Raw genomic sequence first — 19,244 nt, 5'->3', positions numbered from 1 at the left:
ACGATGAGCGACCCGATCCTCTCGGTTCACAATCTCGTCGGCGGCTACGGCAAGATGACGATCTTGAACGGCACGACATTCTCGGTGCCGCCGGCGACCATCACCACCATCATCGGCCCGAACGGCGCCGGCAAGTCCACTGTGTTCAAGGCGATCTTCGGCCTGCTCAAGCTGCGCGAGGGCAAGATCAGCTTTGCGGGACGTGACGTCACCAATTTGAGTCAGCGCGCGCTGCTCAATGCCGGTATCTGCTACGTGCCGCAGGGCCGCAACATCTTTCCGGAACTGTCGGTGCGCCACAATGTCGAGCTTGGTGGCGTCGCTGCCGGCAAGGGCATCGACCTGCCGACGCGGATCGAGGCCGCACTCGACCTGTTTCCCGCGCTGCGCCGCAAGTCGACGCAGCAGGCCTCGACACTCTCGGGCGGTGAGCAGAAGCAGCTCGAGATCGCCCGCTCGCTGCTGCTCGAGCCAAAGCTCGTGCTGATCGACGAACCTTCGATCGGCCTCTCGCCGCTGATGGTGCAGCAGACCTTCGACATCCTCAAGAGCTTGCGTGGCCGCGGCGTCACGATCCTGATGATCGAACAGAACGCGCGCTCGGCGCTGGAGATCTCCGATATCGGCATCGTGCTCGAGCTCGGCCAGACCCGCATGGTCGACAAGGCAGAGCGCATCCTCAACGACCCACGCATCGGCCAGCTCTTCCTCGGGGGCGCCATGGAGGAGAGCGCAGCATGAGCGCGCCTCTGCGTATCGCCGTTGCCGGCGCCGGCCTGATCGGCCGCCGCCATATCGAATTGGTCGAGGCATCGCCGGACTGCATGCTGGCCGGTATCGCCGACCCCTCCCCCGCCGCGAAAGAATATGCGCAGGCGCGCAATACGCCCTGGCATGTCGATCACCGCGCACTGCTGGCAGGCGAGAAACCGGACGGTCTCATCATTGCCTCGCCGAACGCGCTGCATTCGCCGGTGGCGCTCGACTGCGCACAAGCCGGAGTGCCCGCGCTGATCGAGAAGCCGGTCACCGACACGGTCGCGGCCGCGCAGCGCCTCTGCGCAGCCGTCAAGCGGACCGGCGTGCCGATGCTGGTCGGTCATCACCGCCGGCACAATCCGATCATCAAGGCCGCACGCGAAAGCGTGGCGAGCGGCATGCTCGGCCAGCTCACGGCCGTGGCCGGACTATGGCTCCTGAAGAAGCCTGATGATTACTTCGACGTGAGTTGGCGGCGCGAGGCAGGCGGCGGCCCGCTACTCATCAACCTCATCCACGACATCGACAATCTTCGTTTTATCTGCGGCGAAATCACCGAAGTGCAGGCGATGACCTCGAACAAGGTTCGCGGCTTCGCCGTCGAGGACACCGCTGCACTGCTGCTGCGCTTTGCCAGTGGCGCGCTGGGAACGGTAACCGTGTCGGATGCGACGCCGGCCCCGTGGAGCTGGGAGCTCGCGTCGGGCGAGAACGCTGCGTACCCCAAGCAGGATCAGCCCTGCTACATCTTCACCGGCACCCGCGGCTCGCTCTCCGTGCCAAACATGGAGCTGTGGTCCTACAAGCAGCCGCCCGGTTGGCACGCGCCGCTGTCGCGCGAGACCATCGCGCCGCCGGCATCCGATCCGCTGGCAGAGCAGCTCAGGCATTTCTGCGCGGTGATCACGGGCCGCGAACAGCCACTGATCTCAGTCGAAGATGCGATGGGCACGCTCGCGGTCGTCGAGGCCGTCAGCGAAGCGGCACGCACGGGCCAGAAAATATCGCCGGGCCACATCATGGAGCAGGCAGCATGAACAAGCGCTCGATCGCGACCGTCTCCCTCTCAGGCGCGCTGGACGAAAAACTGCGCGCGATCGCATCCGCCGGCTTTGAAGCGGTGGAGATCTTCGAGAACGATCTGCTGTCGTTCGGTTCAGGCCCGCGCGACATCGCAAGTCTCTGCAAGGATCTCAATCTGGAGATCTGCGCCTTTCAGCCGTTCCGCGATTTCGAGGGCATGCCGGAGCCGCAGCGCTCGCGCAATTTCGCCCGCGCCGAGCGCAAGTTCGATCTGATGCAGGAGCTCGGCACCGATCTGCTGTTGATCTGCTCCAACGTGTCGCCGGCCTCGCTCGGCGGCATCGACCGCGCTGCCGATGATTTTCGCGAGCTCGGCGATCGCGCCGCCAAGCGGGGCTTGCGCGTCGGCTACGAGGCGCTGGCCTGGGGCCGCCATGTCAACGACTATCGCGACGCCTGGGAAATCGTCCGCCGCGCCGATCATCCCGCCATCGGCGTCATCCTCGACTCTTTTCACGCGCTGGCGCCGGGCTTCCCGACCCGCGCGATGGCCTCGATCCCCGGCGACAAGATTTTTCTGGTGCAGCTTGCCGACGCACCCAAACTCGAGCTCGACATCTTGTCGTGGAGCCGGCACTTCCGCTCGTTCCCCGGTCAGGGCGACCTGCCGGTCGGAGAATTCATGCAGGCGATCGCCGCGACTGGCTATGCCGGCCCGTGGTCGCTGGAGATCTTCAACGACCAGTTCCGCGCCGGCTCGGCGGCGCAGACCGCGGTCGACGGACTGCGCTCGCTGATCCTGCTGCAGGACCAGCTCGCCCCGGACTGGCCGAAGCTCGTCGGCGAGCCCCTGGCGCCGAAGGCCAAGAGCCACGGCACCGGCTTCATCGAATTCGCCGTCAACGAGACCAAGGCCGGCGAGCTCGCGCATCTGTTTTCACAGCTCGGCTTCCGCAAGACCGGCAAGCATCGCAGCAAGGCGGTCGAGCGCTGGTCGCAGGGCAAGGTCGAGCTCGTGATCAATTCGGAGACCGACGGCTTTGCGCATTCGCACTATGTCACGCACGGCCCCGGCGTCTGCGCCATCGCGCTCGATGTCGACAATGCCGGCCTCGCCATGCAGCGCGCCGAGACGCTGAAGGCGCGCACCTTCTATCAGCCGGTCGGACCGGGCGAATTGGAGATCCCGGCGATCCACGGCGTCGGCGGCAGCCTGCTCTACTTTCTCGACCAGGCCGGCAAGAACTGGGACACCGATTTCGAGCCTGTGACGAGCGACGCAGGCGCCGATGCGCTGCTGGCGATCGATCACATCGCGCAGTCGATGCCCTATGACGAGATGCTGTCCTGGCTGCTGTTCTACACCGGCATTCTCGATCTGAAGCGCCTGCCGCAGATGGAGATCGCCGACCCCCGCGGCCTCGTGCAGAGCCAAGCCCTCATCAACGCCGACCAGAGCCTGCGCTTCGTCGTCAACGGCTCCTCAGCCAACCGCACTCTGCCGGCGCGTTTCATCTCGGAATTTTTCGGCTCGGGCGTGCAGCACGTCGCGTTTGCGTGCGAGGATATCTTCGCGACCGTCGCCGCGATGCGCGCCCGTGGCGCAGGCTTCCTCGACATCCCCGAGAATTATTACGACGACATCGAAGCCAAATACGACCTCGCGCCCGATGTCATGGCAAACCTCCGTGCCAACCACATTCTCTACGACCGCGAGGGTGACGGCGAGTTCTTCCAGGTCTACACCCACATTTTCGACGAGCGGTTCTTCTTCGAGATCGTGGAGCGGAGGAATTATCAGGGCTTTGGTGCGGCGAATGCGGGCATCAGGCTGGCCGCGCAGGCCCGCGAGGTACGACCTGCAAGCATGCCGCGGGTGTAGGCTCCCTCTTCCCCTCTCCCCTTGTAGGAGAGGGTGGGCGAGACGGGTGAGGGGTATCTCTCCGCGAATGCGATAGAGATTGCTTCGCGGAAGCAACCCCTCATCCGACGCTTCGCGCCACCTTCTCCCACAAGGGGAGAAGGGGCAACATCGCATGTGGCTACTTCATCGGGCACTTGTCGTGGAAGCGGTCCTGATCGTTGGTGACGATGGTGGCAACGGTCTTCAGCGAAAGCTCGCCGCCGGCGCCCTTCACCACGTCCTGAAGATAGAAGTTCTGGATCGGGATGTGATTGTTGCCGTATTTGAACGCGCCGCGCAGCGACTTGAAATTGGCCTTCTCCATCTCGGCCTTCATCGCATCCTTCTTGGAAGTGTCGCCGCCGACGGCGACCACCGCGCTGTTGATGAGCTGGGCCGCGTCATAGGCCTGTGCGCCGTAGTAGCTCGGCCGGGCGCTGGGATATTTCGTGCGGTAGTCGGCGACAAACTTCTTGTTCTGCTCGTTGGGCAAGTCGTTCACCCATTCCTGCGCACCGGGCACCCCGAACGCATTCTCCTTCTGCAAAGGCAACGTCGTCTCGTCGACGGTGAAGGCGGTGTAGAGCGGCATGGTGCTCTTCATGCCGGCCTGGACATATTGATTGAGGAACTGCGCGCCGGCCGCACCGGGATAGAAAACGAAGATCGATTCGGCGCCGGAGGCGCGGGCTTTGGCCAGCTCGGCGGAGAAGTCGAGCTGGCTCGGCCAGACCGTGTATTCCTCACCCTTGACCTCGCCCTTGAACGTGCTCTTCACGCCCGCAAGCATGTCCTTGCCGGCGGCGTAGTTCGGGCCGATCAGGAACACGCTCTTGACGCCGTTCGCGTTCATGTAGAGGCCCATAGCGGCCGGCGTCTGGTCGTTCTGCCAAGAGGTCGAGAACACGTATTGCGAACACAGCTCGCCCGCGAGCTGTGACGGGCCGGCATTGGCGGAGATCAGGAAGGTCTGGGAGTCCACCGCGGTCTTGAGCGAGGCGAGCAGCACGTTCGACCAGATGTAGCCGACGAGGAAATCGACCTTGTCGGATTGCACCAGCTTCTCGGTCTTCTGCTTGCCGACATCGGGCTTCTGGCCATCGTCCTCATAGATCACCTCGACCGGCTTGCCGCCCATCTTGCGGCCGAGATGATCGAGCGCGAGCTCGAAGGAGTTGCGCATGTCGTTGCCGATCACGGCGGTCGGGCCGCTGAAGGTCGAGACGAAACCGATCTTGATGGTGTCGCCGGCGAATGCCGGGCTCGCCAGCACCAGCGCCGCTGCGCCCGCCAGCCAGAATGCCGTCCTCATAACTCACTCCCCTCCTTATTATTGATCCCGGAAACGGGGTGATCGCCGCCCCGGGCCTGTGTCTATTGAACGCAAAATCCGTCGCGCCGCCAATGGCTCAGCGCCCGCCCTGCACCATATTTCGCCCCAAACGGGGATGGCAAGAAATATAATTCTACTCACTTTGGCCGAGGCTGCGGCGCTTTTTCGCGGGATGTCGATACATCCGGCCTATGCGGCGATAGATGACGGCTATTGGACCGCGCCCCCCGATCCGCACTTAAATGAAAGAAGTGAGCAGCGAGATTCGAGGACACATCATGACCACGACACCGCATCGCGTCGTCATCGTCGGGGCCGGCTTTGGCGGGCTGGAGACCACCTACCGGCTCGCGGGGGCGCCGGTCGAGATCACGCTGATCGACCGCCGCAATCATCATCTGTTTCAACCGCTGCTCTACCAGGTCGCGACCGCCTCGCTCGCCACCAGCGAGATCGCCTGGCCTGTCCGCCACCTCATGCGCGACCGGCGCGAGGTGACGACGCTGTTTGCGACCGTCAGTGGCGTCGATGCCGGCAGACGCTGCGTGCTGATCGACGACGGCAGCGAGGTGCCCTACGACACGCTGGTGCTCGCGACCGGCGCGCGCCACGCCTATTTTGGCCATGATGAATGGGAGACGTGGGCGCCAGGCCTCAAGACGCTGGAGGACGCAACCACGCTGCGTCGTCACATCCTGGTGGCCTTCGAGCGCGCCGAGCGCGAGACCGATCCGGCCAGGCGCGCTGCGCGGCTGACTTTTGTGATCATCGGCGCCGGCCCGACCGGCGTCGAGCTCGCCGGCACCATCGCCGAGATGGCGCACCACACGCTGCCCGGCGACTTCCGCAATATCGACACGACCAAGGCCCGCGTCGTGCTGATCGAGGCCGGCCCGCGCGTGCTCGCGGGCTTCCCCGACGATCTCTCCGCCTATGCGCAGGCCTCGCTCGAAAAGATCGGCGTCGAGGTCGTGCTCGGACAGGCCGTCACCGAGATCAACCGTGAAGGCGTCGTGTTCGGCGGCAAACTGCTCGAGGCGAAGACGCGAATCTGGGCCGCCGGCGTCCGCGCCTCGCCGGCCGCCGAATGGCTGGGCGCACCGAGCGATCGCGCCGGGCGCGTGCAGGTGAACGACGACCTCACCATTCCCGGCCATGCCGAGATTTTTGCGATCGGCGACACCATCAACATCAACGCCTGGGACGGCAAGCCGGTACCCGGCATCGCTCCGGCAGCGAAGCAGCAGGGCAAGCATGTCGCCGAGACCATCAAGGCGCGGCTGCGCGGCGAGAGCAAGGGCGCGTTCCGTTACAAGCATGCCGGCAGCCTCGCACAAATCGGCAAGCGACTTGCCGTGATCGATTTCGGCAAGGTGAAACTGCGCGGCACCATCGCGTGGTGGATCTGGGGCATCGCCCACATCTACTTCCTGATCGGGCTGCGCCATCGCCTGAGCGTGGCACTGAGCTGGCTCTGGATCTACGCCCGCGACCAGCGGGCGGCGCGGTTGATCACACAGGGAAGCAGCAAGGTGGTGTGAGCACTCTCCTCCCTCTCCCCGTTCTTACGGGGAGAGGGTTGGGGTGAGGGGCCCTCTCCGCGGAGCAGATGGACGTGGGACCTGTACCCCCTCACCCGGAATCCGCGCTTTCAGCGCGAATTCCGACCTCTCCCCGCGGGGAGAGGTGAAAAGACCACCTACTTCACCAACTCGCACCCGCCCTCAGCCATCGGTCGGAATGCCTGTTCCGCGGGAATCGTCGAGACCAGCTTGTAATAATCATACGGATATTTCGACTCCTCCGGCTTCTTCACCTCGAACAGGTACATCGGATGCACGACACGGCCGTCCTGGCGGATTGCGGTGTCGCCGAACAGCTTGTCCCTGCCTTTGAACTTCTTCATCTCAGGCACGACATCCTTGGCACTATCGCTTCCGGTCGCGGCGACCGCGTTGAGATAAGCCAGTGTAGAGGCATAGACGCCGGCCTGATTGCCGCTCGGCATCTTGCCGTTCATGCCCGGACGCGCCGCGAAGCGCTTGGCGAAGGCGCGGGTGTCATCGTTCGTGTCCCAGTAAAAGGCTTCCATGAGCTGAAGGCCCTGCGCGACCTTGATGCCCATGCCGTGGACGTCGTTGATGAAGAGCAGGAAGGCGACGAGCTTCTGCCCGTTCTGCTGGATACCGAATTCGGCGGCCTGCTTCACCGCGTTGATGGTGTCGCCGCCGGCATTGGCAAGGCCGATCACCTGCGCCTTCGAGCCCTGCGCCTGCAAGAGGAACGAGGCAAAATCGGACGTGCCGAGCGGATGTTTCGAGGAGCCGATCACCTTGCCGCCATGGGCTTCGATATATTTCTGCGCCTCCGACTCGATGCCCTTGCCGAGAGCGAAATCGACCGTGAGGAAGTACCAGTCCTTGCCGCCGCGCGACACCATGGCGGCTGCCGTGGTATTGCCGGTCGCCCAGGTGTCGTTGACCCATTGGATAGTGTTGGGCGAGCAGGCCTTGCCGGTGAGATCGGCGCTCGCAGTCGACGACGCCAGGAACGTCATGCGGCTGTCGCGCAGCAGCGTGTTGATGGAAAGGCCGACCGCCGAATTCGGCACGTCGACGATGGCGTCGACGCCCTCGACGTCGAGCCATTTGCGCGCGATGGCATTGCCGACATCGGCCTTGTTCTGGTGGTCGGCGTAGACGATCTCGACCTTGATGCCCTTAGCTCCGCCGTTGAAATCCTCCGCCGCCATGCGCGCGGCCTCGACCGAGCCCATCCCATTGGTGTCCTGGAAGATTCCGGAGATGTCGTTGAGTACGCCGATCCGCACGACATTGTCGGAAATCTCGGCACTCGCTGCGCCGCCGATGAGGCTCGCCGCCAGCGCGATCGTCCACGTCAGATTCTTCATGGGTCCCTCCCCCGTTTGTTGCTTTGGCCGCCAGCCGCGTCAGGCGGGCGTGATCGTCACCGGCAGGCTGTCAAGCCCGCGCAGTGTGTTGTTGAAGCGGCGCTTGGGCTCGCCCGTGATCTCGATGCGGGCGACCCGACGGGCCAGCGCCGAGAGCATCGTCTCGCCTTCGAGCCGCGCCACGAGCTGGCCGACGCACATGTGGATACCGGAGCCGTAGCCAACATGGCCGGAGGTGCGGCGGGTGATGTCGTAACTGTCAGGCCTGTCCCAGCGCCTGGGATCGCGGTTGGCGGCGGCGAGGAACATCAGCACTTTCTCGCCCTCACCGATGGTGGCATCTGAGAGTTCGACCTCTCGCGTGGTCGTGCGGAAGAAAGTCTGCACCGGGCTTTCAAAGCGCACCGCTTCCTCAAAGGCATTTCGCGCCAGTGTGAGGTCGTCGCGCAGGCGCTGCCACTGATCGGGGAAACGCGCCAGGCAATAGATGGCAGCACCGATACCGTTGACCGTGGTGTCGAGGCCGGCCGACAGCAGTGAACGCACCAGCAGCGGCGCTTCCGTGGCCGTGATGGCGCCCTCGTCAACATGGGCATGAATGCAGGCGCCGATGCCGCCGGGCGTGAGATTGTCGCGCTGGCACTGGTCGGCGACGTAGGCCTGGTGCGGCGCCGACCGAGCAATGGCATCCTGGCGCAGCTGGTTCGGCGGGCCGAACGCATTGAAGACGACGCTCGCATAGGGAATGAGATGCTGACGGCCCTGAGGCTTCAGGCCGAGCGCATCCGGGAAGATCGAGAGCGGATAGGCTTCGGCGAGATCGGCGATCGCATCGAAGCTGCGCCTTTCCAGCAACACGTCCACGCGCTCCTCGGCCGCCGCGGCAAAGCGGTCGCGGAGCCCCTTCATGACGGTTGGCGACAGGACCTTGGAGAGTACGGCGCGGGTGCGAGTATGCTCGGGCGGATCGGCCTCGAGGATCAGGCTCGGCGGCCGCCACGGCGTTTCCTTCTTGAAATCGGAGAGGCCGACACCGCGGCTGGAGCAGAACGTCGCGGGGTCGTTCAGGACGGCGTGCACCTCAGCATAACGGGCCACGCCATAGACGTTCCACCTGTCGAGATAGACGACGGGACCGGTCTCGCGCAGCAGCTCATGCGTGAGATAAGGGTCGGCGAAAAAGTTCATGTCGAAGGGATCGACATCGAGATGCGGGACGTCGGTTGCGATCGAGCCGGATGCACTCATAAGGGTTCTCCCTCATTTTGATCTTGTGAAAGCGCGGCGCATGCCCTTAGGTCTTGGGACCCGCCGCAAGTCAGAATCCCGATATGCCTGCGCCTTCGACCAGATCCCGCCAAAAGCCCGCGCCCACGGAGGCGGGACCGACGCTCGATCTCGACCGTTACGTCCCGGCCCTCATCACCTTCATCGCCAACAAGCTCTCGAATAGCGCCACCGCGTTCTACCAACGACAGTTCGGCGTCAACGTCACGGAATGGCGGATCATGTCGCTGCTGGCGATCGAGCCCGGCATTCCAGCCTCGCGAATCTGTCACGTCATTGGTTTCGACAAGGGGCCGGTGAGCCGAACGCTGGCAGGACTGGAGAAGCGCGGATTGGTTTCGATCCGCACCGACCCGAACGACGGCCGCACCCATTCGATCTCGCTGTCGGCAAAGGGCCGCGCCACCCATGACAAGGTGATTGTTGCTGCCCTCGACCGCGAACGCCGCCTGCTGTCCTGCCTCAGCAAGGACGAGCGCGAGGTACTGATCGACCTCGTCCGCCGGCTGCACGAGAATCTCGGCGCAGTGACCGGCGGCCCCGAGAGCTGACAGGCCGGGCGCCGGGCGCGATCCGCTATCGTCTCCGGGCACACGCCGGCGCTTGCCAGCGGCACCTTTGCTGCCGAGCATCGTTTCCTCCGAAATCGGACGCAGCGGTTTCCTCCGCCGTCATCCCTATCAGAACGGTTCGCATAAATTAGTTGCTTAGGCAACAAAAGAATTGTGCAGGATATTGCGACAGGATAGCTGGCGTATCCCGCTCGTCATTCCGGGGCGCGCGCAGCGCGAACCCCGGAATCCATCGTGCAACACCCCAGCGGTGAAATGGATTCCGGGCTCGCGCCAAGAGGCGCGTCCCGGAATGACAGCGGAACGTGGCTTCGCTAACTCGACCGCTACAGCCCGATCCACTCCGCCGACGCATCATCATTCAACCGCGTCACCGCATCGGCCCGCCGCGTCAGCACCGCGCGCTGGTTGATGTAACCCTTGTCGGTGATCTCGCCACCATCGACCGACGGCGGCTCGGCAAGCAACAGCGCGCGCGTGGCGTGACCGGACGAGTTGGCGGCCTGCTGCTTGAGCTTTGCCAGCCCCTGCGCGATCGCGGTCCTGATTTTGTCGTGCGCGAGCACGTCGTTCACGCCGATCGTCTCGGACAAGCCGGCATGAGCGCGGCATGCGACGATGTTCGGAAACACCAGGAAGCGCACCTCGTCACCGCCATGGCCGGTCACGACGATATCCTGCACAAGCGGCGCCAACGCGGCGATGCCGGCGACCCGCAGCGTGCCGACGCTGACCCAGGTGCCGGAGTTGAGCTTGAAGTCTTCCGCAACGCGACCATCGAAGAACAGACCACGCTCCGGCCGATCGGCGTCCGCGAGCTTCACGGCGTCGCCGATGAGGTAGAAACCCTCCTCGTCAAAGGCCCGCCTGGTCAACTCCGGCGCCTTCCAATAGCCCGGCGTGACGTTGGGCCCGCGCACGCGCACTTCCAGCTTGTCGCCGGAGGTGACGAGCTTCAGCTCCGTGCCGGGAATGGGCACGCCGATATTACCGGAGCGTTCGGCAAGGAAATGGCAGTCGGTCGCGAGCGGCGATGTTTCCGTCGAGCCCCAGGCCGAGACCATCGGCATGGCGTGGCCGACGGCCTCGACGGAAAGCTGCTCGAGCGCATCCCAAAGGTTCTGAGGCAGCGCGGCGCCGGCATAGAAGGCGAATTTCACCTCGCTGAAGAAGCGGCGGCGGAGTTCCTCGTCGCCGCGCAGCGCCGCGATCAGCATATCGAATCCGCGCGGCACGTTGAAATACACCGTCGGCATCACGCTCTTCAGATTGGCGAGCGAGGTCGCAAACAAACCGGGCGCGGGCTTGCCGCCGTCGATATAGAGCGAGCCGCCGTTGCGCAGCACGAGATTGAAATTGTGGTTGGCACCGAATGTGTGGCTCCAGGGCAGCCAGTCGAGGATGACGAGTTCGCTGCCGGCCTGTTCGAGGAAAGTCCAGGTCTGCGCCTTGGCCTGCTGGCTTGAGGTCAGCATGCGCTGGGTGTTGATGACTGCCTTGGGCGTACCGGTCGAGCCCGACGTGAACAGGAATTTTGCGATCGTGTCAGGTGTCACCGCCGCGAAGGCTTTTGTGACCTCGGGGATTTCAGGCGTTGCCGCGATGGTGCGGAAGGCGAGCGCATCGGCGTCGCCGGCGTTGCCACTGATGACCTGCGCGTTGTGCAACGGCTCGATCGCAGCAAGCGCCGCCGCGAACGGCTTGGTGCTGGACACATAGATCGCGCCGGGCTGAAGCAGCGCAATCATGCTCTTGAGCTTGTCGAAATCCTTCGACATCAGCGAATAGGCCGGCGAGATCGCGGCCGAGGGCACGCCGACATGCTGGGCGGCCAGCGCGAGCAGCGCGTGGTCGATGCTGTTGTCGGAGAGGATCGCGAGCGGGCGCTCGGCGCTCAACCCTTGCGCCAATATCCAGGACGCGATCGCCCGTACCTGCCGCCGCGCCTGCCCGTAGCTCACGGTCGTCCACGGCGCTTCGATGCTGCCGCGCTCGGCGAGAAAGATCGCGTCAGGCGTTTGCCGCGCCCATTGTTCCAGCCAGTCGCCGATGCAGCGCACGGTGTCGCGCAAGGCGTCCTGCGAGCGCAGCACGATGCTGCCATCGGCGCGATGCTCGGCGACGGTGTTGGGCGTTGCGAACAGGCTTGCGGCGCCACCGCGTGAGGCGATCGTCATGGTTTCCTCCTCGCCCACATCGGGGATCGGTCGCGGCCTCGTTCCGGGCCCCTTTGGCCATAATGTTGGGCACAGCAATTGTTGTCGTCAACAACAATCTTCCGCTTGAACCCGCGAGGCGCTAAGGTCACACGGCAGGAGAGGCGACGTGACAACCACCGCAGCCCGGACTTCCCCCCGCAAACGCGCCGGCAACGGCGCCGCGCGGCGGATCGACGCGGACGAGATCGGCCTCGACGCCCTGGTCGGCCACGCCGGCTATGCGGTGCGGCGCTTCCAGATCTGGATCTTCCAGGACTTCATCAAGACGCTCGGCGACGTCGACATCCGGCCGACGCAATATTCGGTGCTGACCGTGATCGGCGCCAATCCCGGCCTGTCGCAGATGGCCGTGGCCAAACGCTTGGGCATCGAGCGCGCCCGGCTGGTGCACCTGCTCGACAGTCTCGAACAGCGCCGGCTGGTGAAACGAATCAAGTCCAAGACGGACCGCCGCTCCCACGCACTGCACCTCACGAGGCAGGGCGAAACCGCACTGGCCAGATTCAAGCGGCTCGCCGCCGAGCACGAGCGGCATGTCGAGGACAAGATCGGCAAGGAGAACCGGGAGCGGCTGCTGCGGATCCTGGCTGACTTCACCTGATCATGACTGCATACGATTTAGGCAAGTGACCTGAACCGGGCGCCGGCGCGGCCGCCTGATGGTTCATCAGAGCGTCTCCCAAGCCACTGATCTCGCAATAATATCTGCAGCGACCGCGCTGCCCGGATATTGTACACAATGGCACATCGCTTGCTTCACCGGGGGGAGACAAGTTGCCGGAGCTTTATCGCCATGAAGGCCGAAATGGGGGCTGAGCAGCCTGAAACGATCGCTGCGATCGTGGCCGCGCATCGCGCGGGCACGATGACACCGGCGCAGACGGTCGCGCGGACCTATCAGCGCATCCGCGACCACAACGATCCCGCCATTTTCATCAGCCTGCGCGACGAGGGGGATGCGATCGCGGAGGCCGAGAAGCTGACCGCGAAGGATGCGGCTCATCTGCCGCTCTACGGCGTGCCTGTCGCGGTGAAGGACAATATCGACGCGCTGGGTTTTCCGACCACGGCGGCCTGCCCGGCCTACGCTTATGCACCGGCGCATGACTCGACCGCCGTGCAGCGGCTGCGCGCCGCGGGCGCGATCATCATCGGCAAGACCAATCTGGATCAGTTCGCGACCGGCCTCGTCGGCGTGCGCTCGCCCTTTGGCATTCCCAAAAATTCGATCCGCGACGATCTCATTCCCGGCGGATCGAGCTCGGGCTCCGCTGTGGCGGTCGGCGCTGGCCTGGTGCCGCTGTCGTTGGGGACCGACACCGCCGGCTCAGGTCGCGTGCCGGCGATGCTCAACAACATCGTCGGGCTGAAGCCGAGCCTCGGCATGATCTCGAATGCGGGCCTGGTGCCGGCCTGCCGCACGCTCGATTGCATCTCGGTCTTCGCGCTGACGGTTGACGACGCCGCGCTCGCGCTGTCGGTGATGGCCGGCCCCGACCAGGCTGATCCGTTCTCGCGCGACCGGCCGCTCGGCGCGCTCACGCCATTCCCTGCAAATCTTCGCCTCGGCGTGCCGCGCAACGGACAGCTGATCTTCTTCGGCGACAAGAAGGCCGAGGCCGCCTATGCCGATGCGCTGAAGCGCTGGACCGCGCTTGGCGCAACGCTCGTCGAATTCGATCTCGAGCCGTTCTACGAGACGGCAAGGTTGTTGTACGAAGGTCCCTGGGTCGCCGAACGCTATCTCGTGATCAAGAATCTGCTGGCGTCCGCACCCGATTCGATTCATCCGGTCACGCGCGAGATCACGGCCGCCGGCGCGCGGCTGACTGCGGCGGAGACCTTCTCGGCGCTCTACCGCCTGCAGGGCCTGCGCAAGACCGCCGAGCGCACATTCGCCAACATCGACGCGCTGGTGCTGCCGACCGCACCGACGGCCTATACGACCGCACAAGTGCTGGCCAACCCGATCGAGCTCAACAGCCGGCTCGGCACCTACACCAATTTTGTCAACCTGCTAGATCTCTGTGGCTTGGCACTTCCCGCGTCGATGCGCGCCGATGGCATTCCGTTTGGCATCACGTTGCTGGCTCCCGCGGGCCGCGATGCACTGCTCGCAAGCATCGGCCGCGTGTTCCATGCTGATACGAAGCTGACCGTCGGCGCGAAGGGCGTGCCGCAAGCTGCTCTCGCGCCGCTGCCGGCAAACAGCGGCGACGAGATCCCCATCGCCGTCGTCGGCGCGCATCTCTCCGGCATGGCGCTGAACGGCGAATTGACGGCGTTGAGCGCAAAGCTGCTTGAGGCGACCAAGACTACGCCGGACTACAAGCTTTATGCACTCACGACCACGCCGCCAAAGCCAGGCCTGTTACGCGTTGCGGCCGGCGCGGGCGCGTCGATCGAGCTGGAGATCTGGTCGCTGTCGTCCTCCGCCTTCGGCAAGTTCGTCAATGCGATCCCGGCGCCAATGGCGATCGGGACGATCCGGCTGGCGGACGGACGGAGCGTGAAGGGATTTCTCGTCGAGCCGGAGGTGCTGAGCGAGGCGCGGGATATCACCGTGTATGGCGGCTGGCGGAAGTTCATGGCGGAAGCTGCCAAGGCGTAGGTCTCGTAGGGTGGGTTACGCCTTCGGCTAACCCACCCTACGGCACTTGTCGAAGCGCCGTCGCCTACACCGACACCGCGTAGATCTCATACTCACCGCGCACCAGCTCGATATGCGCGCGCATCGCGGCGGCGGCGCCCTGCTTGTCACCGCGCATGATGGCGACGACGACGCGGTCGTGCTCGGCTTGCGATTTTGCCAGGCGGCCGAGATTGCGGAACTGGGCGCGGCGGAACGGCTGCACGCGCACGCGGGTCGCGAGCGTAATCTCGGCGATGTAGCCGTTCTGCGATCCCGCGTAGATCGCGTTGTGAAAGCGCTCGTTGACCTCGTGGAAGCGATCGGGATTCCCGGCGTAGCTGAGAACGCGGAGCTCTTCGTGGATGGCCTCCAGCCCATGGCGCTCGGCAGCCGACATGCGCTCGGCGGCGAGGCCGGCGCAGAGCGCCTCCAGCTCCGCCATCGCCTCGAACATGCTCGTCAGCCGCTCGATCGAGGGCTGCGCCACCACCGCGCCGCGGTGGGGCCGCGCCTCGACCAGACCGCTCGCCACCAGTTGCCGCAGCGCCTCGCGCACCGGGGTCCGCGACACGCTGAAGCGGCGCGCGATGTCGGTCTCGTCCAGCGGCGCGCCGGGGGCCAGGGTTCCACGCACGATCTCGTCGGCGAGCTGAAGCCGCAGCTCCTCGGCGCGCGTGACCTTGTGCATGCTCGGCTGCGCCCGGTCGACCCGTGGCACCACCGGCTCGGCCGGCAGTATCCCGGGCGGAAAATCGTCAAGCGTCATACGGTCAGGTCTCTTTCGACTCGTCGATGATGCTGACATGGGCAGCGACAACGCGCCAGCCCTCCGGGAAGCGAATCCAGGTCTGCATCTGGCGGCCGACCTTGCCGGGCGCCGTGTCGCGATAGAACAGCGTGGAGGCCACGGCCGTATCGCGGCCATAGCTGGAGATCACCGTCTTCGCGGTGCGACGATTGAGGCCGACCGGCGAACGGCCCGCGCGGAAGCCGGAGATCGCCTCATATCCGTAGAGGTTCTCGCCAATGCCGTAGCGCAGCGTGCGGGGGTCGTTGCGAAAGAGTTCACCGAGCACGGCGACGTCGTTGCTGACGAGGGCCCGCTCATAGCGCTCGAACGCGGCTGTGACTTCCGCGATCACGTCGGGGAGATCGATCTCCATTTTGGATTCCTCTTAGAGTCCCCTTGGCGATGGCGCGGATGCCACGCCCATCTGTTCCAATGCGTACGCGACGCGCAACGCGATGTCCTCGCGCCAGGGCGCACAGATGATCTGCACGCCGATCGGCAGCGGCTCGAGCGGCACCGGCACCGCGACCACGGGCAGGCCGATGAACGAGATCGGCTGGGTGTGGATGCCGATATTGGCGCGCACCGGCAGCTCGACGCCATCGAGATTGAAGTTGACCTGGCCGAGCTTCGGCGCGGTGCAGGGCGTCGCGGGCGCGAGCAGTACGTCGATCGACTTGAAGATCTCGGCAAGCTGCGCACGATACCAGCGGCGGAATTTTTGCGCGCGATCGACCAGCGGCGCCGGAACCATGGCGCCCGCGATCAACCGGTCGCGCACCGCCGGATCGAAATCGTTCGGGCGCTTGCGCAGGCGATCGAGATGCAGCGAGGCGCCTTCGGTGGTGGTGATGATATAGGCCGCCGCGCGAGCGCGCGAGGCTTCGGGCACGTCGACGACCCTTGTCGCGCCGAGCGCCTTGGCGACGCGGCTGACGGCTTCGACCGCTTCCGGGAACACGTTCTTCTGGAAATACCCACCCGCGACCGCAATGCGCAGGTCCGAGATCGGATTCGCGATGAGCGGCAGCGTCGGGTCCAGTCCGCGCGTCGTGCAGGCGCCATCGTCGGCGTCGGGTCCCTGCATCGCGTCATAGGCAAGCGCGAGATCGGTGACGGAGCGTGCGAACGGGCCGAGATGATCGAGGCTCGCGACGAACGGGAACGAGCGCGCGCGGGACAGCCGGCCATAGGTCGGCTTCAAGCCAAAGATGCCGCAAAAGGAGGACGGAACGCGGATCGAGCCATTGGTGTCCGAGCCGAGCGCGATCGGCACCAGCGCGCCACCGACGGCACTGCCCGAACCGCCGGAGGAGCCGCCGGTCATGCGCGTGGTATCATGCGGATTGCGCGAGGGACCGTCATGGACGTTCTCGCCCGTAAAATCGTAGGCGTATTCGCCCATGTTGAGCGCACCGACCAGCACGGCGCCGGCCGCTTCCATGCGCTCGATCAGCGTGGCATCGCGCTTGGACGGCGCGAGGTCGCGGTTGATCTTCGAGCCCGCCCGCGTCGGCAGGCCAGCGACATCGAACAGGTTCTTCACCGCGAAGGGCACGCCAGCGAGCGGGCCGACCTCTTTGCCGGCGGCGATGTCGGCGTCGATCGCGCGCGCCTTGGCACGGGCGCGCTCGGCGGTGACGTCGGTGAAGCAATTGAGAACACCGTCGTGCTGCTTGATACGCGCAAGCGCGGCGTCCGTGGCATCGAGCGCGGACATCTTGCGGCCCGCGACCGCACTCGCGATCTCGGCGGCCGTCATCTCTGGCTTGGTGGTCATGGCAGCATCAGGCCGTGAAGATCGGCGCCGGCTCGGTCTCGTCCGGCAGCGCGAATTCGTCGACGAGGCGGGCGAGCCGCAGCGACACTTCGAGGTTGGCGCGCACCGCGGGCCGCCAGGCCTCCTCGACCGGCAGCGCCAGCGCTTTCGATACGGCGTCGATATAGTCGTCCAGCGGTTCGGCCATCACTCTCTCAAGCTGATCTCAGTGCACCGGCAACGGCGGATGCGGGATCGCCGTCAGCAGTTCCTTGGTGTAGTCGTCCTGCGGATCGCTGAGGACGTTTTCGGAAGAGCCCTCTTCGACGATCCGCCCCGTCCGCATCACAATGACACGATCGCACAACAAGCGCACTACATTCAAATCATGCGAGACGAACAGATAGCTCATACCTAGCCGCGCCTTGAGGTCTTGCAGCAGGTTCAGGACGACGGCCTGCACCGAGACGTCGAGCGCCGCGGTCGGCTCGTCCAGGATGACCAGCTTCGGATGCAACGCGATGGCGCGGGCGATGCCGACGCGGGCCTTCTGGCCGCCGGAGAGCTGGTGCGGGAAGCGATCCAGCAGATTGTGCGGCAGGCCGACCATGGTGGCCAGCTCCTCGCAGCGGGCGCGGAGCGCGTCGCGTTCCTTGATATCGCCCAATTGCATGATGGGGTCGGCGATGGCGCGCGCGGCGGTGAAGCGCGGGTTGAGGCTGTCGGTGGGGTCCTGGAACACCATCTGGATGCGGCTGCGCTGCGGCAGCCGAGCAAACGACGCCGGCGCGATGCCGCCGATGTCCTCACCGTCGAACTGGATCAGGCCGGAGGTCTGGTCGAGCAGGCGCATCACCATCATCGACGTCGTCGATTTGCCGCAGCCGGATTCGCCGACGAGGCCGACGCTCTCGCCATGGCCGATCGAGAAGCTGATGCCGTCGACGGCGCGGAACACATCGGGCTCGACGGGCGGCTTGCGGCCGAACAGTTTTCCGAGCGTCGCCGTGGCTCCCTGGCGGGGATATTCCTTGACGAGCTTCTCGATGAGGAGAAGGGGGCTCTCCCTCTCCCCGTCCTTCACGGGGAAAGGGTTGGGGTGAGGGACTGTTTCCACGTACACGACTCCTGGAGACTCCCCCTCACCCGCCACGCTCAGGCGCGCAATTGCGCTGCCGAGCGTGTCGGCCTCTCCCCGCGTGCGGGGAGAGGCGAAGGAAGCGCCCTCTTCCTCCGGCAGCAGATCCCGCAAGCTCACACCCAGCCGCGGCGTCGCGCGCATCAGCTTCTTGGTGTAGGGGTGCTGCGGGCTCGCAAAGATGTCGGCGGCCTTGGCGGTCTCGACGACGCGGCCCTTCTCCATCACCACGACGCGGTCGCAATAGGCGGCGGCGAGGCCGAGGTCGTGGGTGATCAGGATGGTCGACATCGCACGGCGCTTGGTCAGCTCGACGATCAGATCCATCACCGCCTTCTGCGTGGTGACGTCGAGGCCCGTGGTCGGCTCGTCGGCGATCAGGAGCTGGGGATTGCAGGCGAGCGCGAGCGCGATGACGACGCGCTGGCACATGCCGCCGGACAGCTCGAACGGATAGGCGTGATAGCGCTCGCGCGGGCGGGCGATCTTGACCTGCTCCAGCGCCTCGATCGCCTTCTCACCGTGATCGGCGACCTGGGCCTGCTGCACATGGGTGCGCAAGACGTCCTCGATCTGGTCGCCCACTTTCCGGATCGGGTTGAGGGCGGCACGCGGGTTCTGGAAGATCATCGAGACTTCGCGGCCGCGCAGATCGCGCATCTGGGCTTCGGTGGCGGCCTTCACGTCGATGCCGGAGAACATCACCGAGCCCTCGGCGATCCGCCCGGCACGGTCGAGGATGCGCATCACGGCATAGGAGGTCACCGACTTGCCCGAGCCGGACTCGCCGACAATGGCGAGCGTCTCGCCCTTCGCCACCGAGATGTTGACGTGCTGCACGGCCTTGACGATGCCGCGGCGGGTGGTGAATTCGACCGTGAGATCCTGGACGTCGAGCAGCGGCTGGGCCGTCATGCG

At 65.2% G+C, this 19,244-nt stretch carries 16 protein-coding genes; 7 read left to right on the top strand and 9 right to left on the bottom strand.

What is annotated here, in order from left to right:
* Window positions 1–3 precede the first annotated feature (3 nt).
* From JQ587_RS03230 to JQ587_RS03220, 3 genes are read left to right on the top strand one after another with little or no spacing between them, the layout of a single operon-like run.
* Entirely contained in the window at window positions 4–741 is a 738-nt protein-coding gene (locus tag JQ587_RS03230) for an ABC transporter ATP-binding protein (RefSeq protein ID WP_212424384.1), read from the top strand.
* A complete protein-coding gene (locus tag JQ587_RS03225) occupies window positions 738–1,796 on the top strand; it encodes a Gfo/Idh/MocA family protein (protein ID WP_212424383.1) in 1,059 nt (352 codons plus the stop codon). The genes JQ587_RS03230 and JQ587_RS03225 overlap by 4 nt, the downstream gene beginning before the upstream one ends.
* Window positions 1,793–3,664 carry a bifunctional sugar phosphate isomerase/epimerase/4-hydroxyphenylpyruvate dioxygenase family protein gene (locus tag JQ587_RS03220; protein WP_212424382.1) on the top strand — a complete coding sequence of 624 codons (1,872 nt, stop codon included), beginning with the start codon at window positions 1,793–1,795 and terminating at the stop codon, window positions 3,662–3,664. Before JQ587_RS03225 ends, JQ587_RS03220 begins: the two co-directional genes overlap by 4 nt.
* A 160-nt stretch (window positions 3,665–3,824) precedes the next feature.
* On the opposite strand, the gene JQ587_RS03215 is transcribed toward JQ587_RS03220, so the two are convergent.
* Complete coding sequence (locus JQ587_RS03215; protein WP_212303389.1) at window positions 3,825–4,997, bottom strand: ABC transporter substrate-binding protein; 1,173 nt, start codon at window positions 4,995–4,997, stop codon at window positions 3,825–3,827.
* 299 nt (window positions 4,998–5,296) lie between these two features.
* Here JQ587_RS03215 and JQ587_RS03210 point away from each other — a divergent pair, with 299 nt between their 5' ends.
* Window positions 5,297–6,559, top strand: a complete 1,263-nt coding sequence (locus JQ587_RS03210) for an NAD(P)/FAD-dependent oxidoreductase (RefSeq protein WP_212303388.1) — start codon at window positions 5,297–5,299, stop codon at window positions 6,557–6,559.
* Between the two features lie 158 nt (window positions 6,560–6,717).
* On the opposite strand, the gene JQ587_RS03205 is transcribed toward JQ587_RS03210, so the two are convergent.
* Together JQ587_RS03205 and JQ587_RS03200 are read right to left on the bottom strand one after the other, a co-directional pair.
* Complete coding sequence (locus JQ587_RS03205) at window positions 6,718–7,929, bottom strand: ABC transporter substrate-binding protein (RefSeq protein WP_212424381.1); 1,212 nt, start codon at window positions 7,927–7,929, stop codon at window positions 6,718–6,720.
* A 39-nt stretch (window positions 7,930–7,968) separates the two neighbouring features.
* Complete coding sequence (locus JQ587_RS03200) at window positions 7,969–9,177, bottom strand: cytochrome P450 (protein ID WP_212303386.1); 1,209 nt, start codon at window positions 9,175–9,177, stop codon at window positions 7,969–7,971.
* Between the two features lie 83 nt (window positions 9,178–9,260).
* Between JQ587_RS03200 and JQ587_RS03195 the strand changes: the two genes are divergently transcribed.
* A complete protein-coding gene (locus JQ587_RS03195) occupies window positions 9,261–9,767 on the top strand; it encodes a MarR family winged helix-turn-helix transcriptional regulator (RefSeq protein WP_212303385.1) in 507 nt (168 codons plus the stop codon).
* 347 nt (window positions 9,768–10,114) lie between these two features.
* Here JQ587_RS03195 and JQ587_RS03190 read toward each other — a convergent pair whose 3' ends face one another.
* The gene (locus tag JQ587_RS03190) at window positions 10,115–11,965 is read right to left on the bottom strand and encodes a feruloyl-CoA synthase (RefSeq protein ID WP_212303384.1); all 1,851 of its coding nucleotides are present in this window, start codon (window positions 11,963–11,965) and stop codon (window positions 10,115–10,117) included.
* 148 nt (window positions 11,966–12,113) lie between these two features.
* On the opposite strand from JQ587_RS03190, the gene JQ587_RS03185 reads away from it, so the two are divergent.
* Both JQ587_RS03185 and atzF read left to right on the top strand, forming a co-directional pair.
* Window positions 12,114–12,608, top strand: coding sequence for a MarR family winged helix-turn-helix transcriptional regulator (locus JQ587_RS03185; RefSeq protein ID WP_212303383.1), 495 nt, complete (start codon window positions 12,114–12,116; stop codon window positions 12,606–12,608).
* Window positions 12,609–12,812: 204 nt separating this feature from the next.
* Window positions 12,813–14,618, top strand: coding sequence for an allophanate hydrolase (atzF, locus tag JQ587_RS03180; protein WP_433995291.1), 1,806 nt, complete (start codon window positions 12,813–12,815; stop codon window positions 14,616–14,618).
* Between the two features lie 64 nt (window positions 14,619–14,682).
* On the opposite strand, the gene JQ587_RS03175 is transcribed toward atzF, so the two are convergent.
* The 5 genes from JQ587_RS03175 to JQ587_RS03155 are packed head-to-tail and all read right to left on the bottom strand — an operon-like array spanning window position 14,683 to window position 19,241.
* Window positions 14,683–15,405, bottom strand: coding sequence for a GntR family transcriptional regulator (locus tag JQ587_RS03175; RefSeq protein WP_212303381.1), 723 nt, complete (start codon window positions 15,403–15,405; stop codon window positions 14,683–14,685).
* Window positions 15,406–15,409: 4 nt separating this feature from the next.
* On the bottom strand, window positions 15,410–15,802 hold the full coding sequence (gene hpxZ / locus JQ587_RS03170) for an oxalurate catabolism protein HpxZ (RefSeq protein WP_212303380.1): 393 nt from the start codon (window positions 15,800–15,802) through the stop codon (window positions 15,410–15,412).
* 12 nt (window positions 15,803–15,814) lie between these two features.
* On the bottom strand, window positions 15,815–17,209 hold the full coding sequence (locus tag JQ587_RS03165; RefSeq protein WP_212303379.1) for an AtzE family amidohydrolase: 1,395 nt from the start codon (window positions 17,207–17,209) through the stop codon (window positions 15,815–15,817).
* Between the two features lie 7 nt (window positions 17,210–17,216).
* Window positions 17,217–17,396 (bottom strand): DUF4089 domain-containing protein, encoded by a 180-nt coding sequence (locus JQ587_RS03160; RefSeq protein ID WP_018316853.1) that lies wholly within the window; start codon window positions 17,394–17,396, stop codon window positions 17,217–17,219.
* Between the two features lie 18 nt (window positions 17,397–17,414).
* Window positions 17,415–19,241: a dipeptide ABC transporter ATP-binding protein gene (locus tag JQ587_RS03155; protein ID WP_212303378.1), complete on the bottom strand. Its 1,827-nt coding sequence runs from the start codon at window positions 19,239–19,241 to the stop codon at window positions 17,415–17,417.
* Window positions 19,242–19,244: the final 3 nt, after the last annotated feature.

This window comes from Bradyrhizobium manausense, from assembly GCF_018130615.1.
GTDB lineage: Bacteria > Pseudomonadota > Alphaproteobacteria > Rhizobiales > Xanthobacteraceae > Bradyrhizobium > Bradyrhizobium manausense_A.
Note: the sequence above shows the minus strand (reverse complement) of the source record. Positions and strands in the feature narration are given on the sequence as shown.

What these genes read in the sequence shown, in the direction of transcription:
- JQ587_RS03230 (WP_212424384.1), top strand. Translation starts at nt 4, where the DNA reads ATGAGCGACCCGATCCTCTCGGTTCACAATCTCGTCGGCGGCTACGGC.
- JQ587_RS03225 (WP_212424383.1), top strand. Translation starts at nt 738, where the DNA reads ATGAGCGCGCCTCTGCGTATCGCCGTTGCCGGCGCCGGCCTGATCGGC.
- JQ587_RS03220 (WP_212424382.1), top strand. Translation starts at nt 1,793, where the DNA reads ATGAACAAGCGCTCGATCGCGACCGTCTCCCTCTCAGGCGCGCTGGAC.
- JQ587_RS03215 (WP_212303389.1), bottom strand. Translation starts at nt 4,997, where the DNA reads ATGAGGACGGCATTCTGGCTGGCGGGCGCAGCGGCGCTGGTGCTGGCG.
- JQ587_RS03210 (WP_212303388.1), top strand. Translation starts at nt 5,297, where the DNA reads ATGACCACGACACCGCATCGCGTCGTCATCGTCGGGGCCGGCTTTGGC.
- JQ587_RS03205 (WP_212424381.1), bottom strand. Translation starts at nt 7,929, where the DNA reads ATGAAGAATCTGACGTGGACGATCGCGCTGGCGGCGAGCCTCATCGGC.
- JQ587_RS03200 (WP_212303386.1), bottom strand. Translation starts at nt 9,177, where the DNA reads ATGAGTGCATCCGGCTCGATCGCAACCGACGTCCCGCATCTCGATGTC.
- JQ587_RS03195 (WP_212303385.1), top strand. Translation starts at nt 9,261, where the DNA reads ATGCCTGCGCCTTCGACCAGATCCCGCCAAAAGCCCGCGCCCACGGAG.
- JQ587_RS03190 (WP_212303384.1), bottom strand. Translation starts at nt 11,965, where the DNA reads ATGACGATCGCCTCACGCGGTGGCGCCGCAAGCCTGTTCGCAACGCCC.
- atzF (WP_433995291.1), top strand. Translation starts at nt 12,813, where the DNA reads ATGGGGGCTGAGCAGCCTGAAACGATCGCTGCGATCGTGGCCGCGCAT.
- JQ587_RS03175 (WP_212303381.1), bottom strand. Translation starts at nt 15,405, where the DNA reads ATGACGCTTGACGATTTTCCGCCCGGGATACTGCCGGCCGAGCCGGTG.
- hpxZ (WP_212303380.1), bottom strand. Translation starts at nt 15,802, where the DNA reads ATGGAGATCGATCTCCCCGACGTGATCGCGGAAGTCACAGCCGCGTTC.
- JQ587_RS03165 (WP_212303379.1), bottom strand. Translation starts at nt 17,209, where the DNA reads ATGACCACCAAGCCAGAGATGACGGCCGCCGAGATCGCGAGTGCGGTC.
- JQ587_RS03160 (WP_018316853.1), bottom strand. Translation starts at nt 17,396, where the DNA reads ATGGCCGAACCGCTGGACGACTATATCGACGCCGTATCGAAAGCGCTG.
- JQ587_RS03155 (WP_212303378.1), bottom strand. Translation starts at nt 19,241, where the DNA reads ATGACGGCCCAGCCGCTGCTCGACGTCCAGGATCTCACGGTCGAATTC.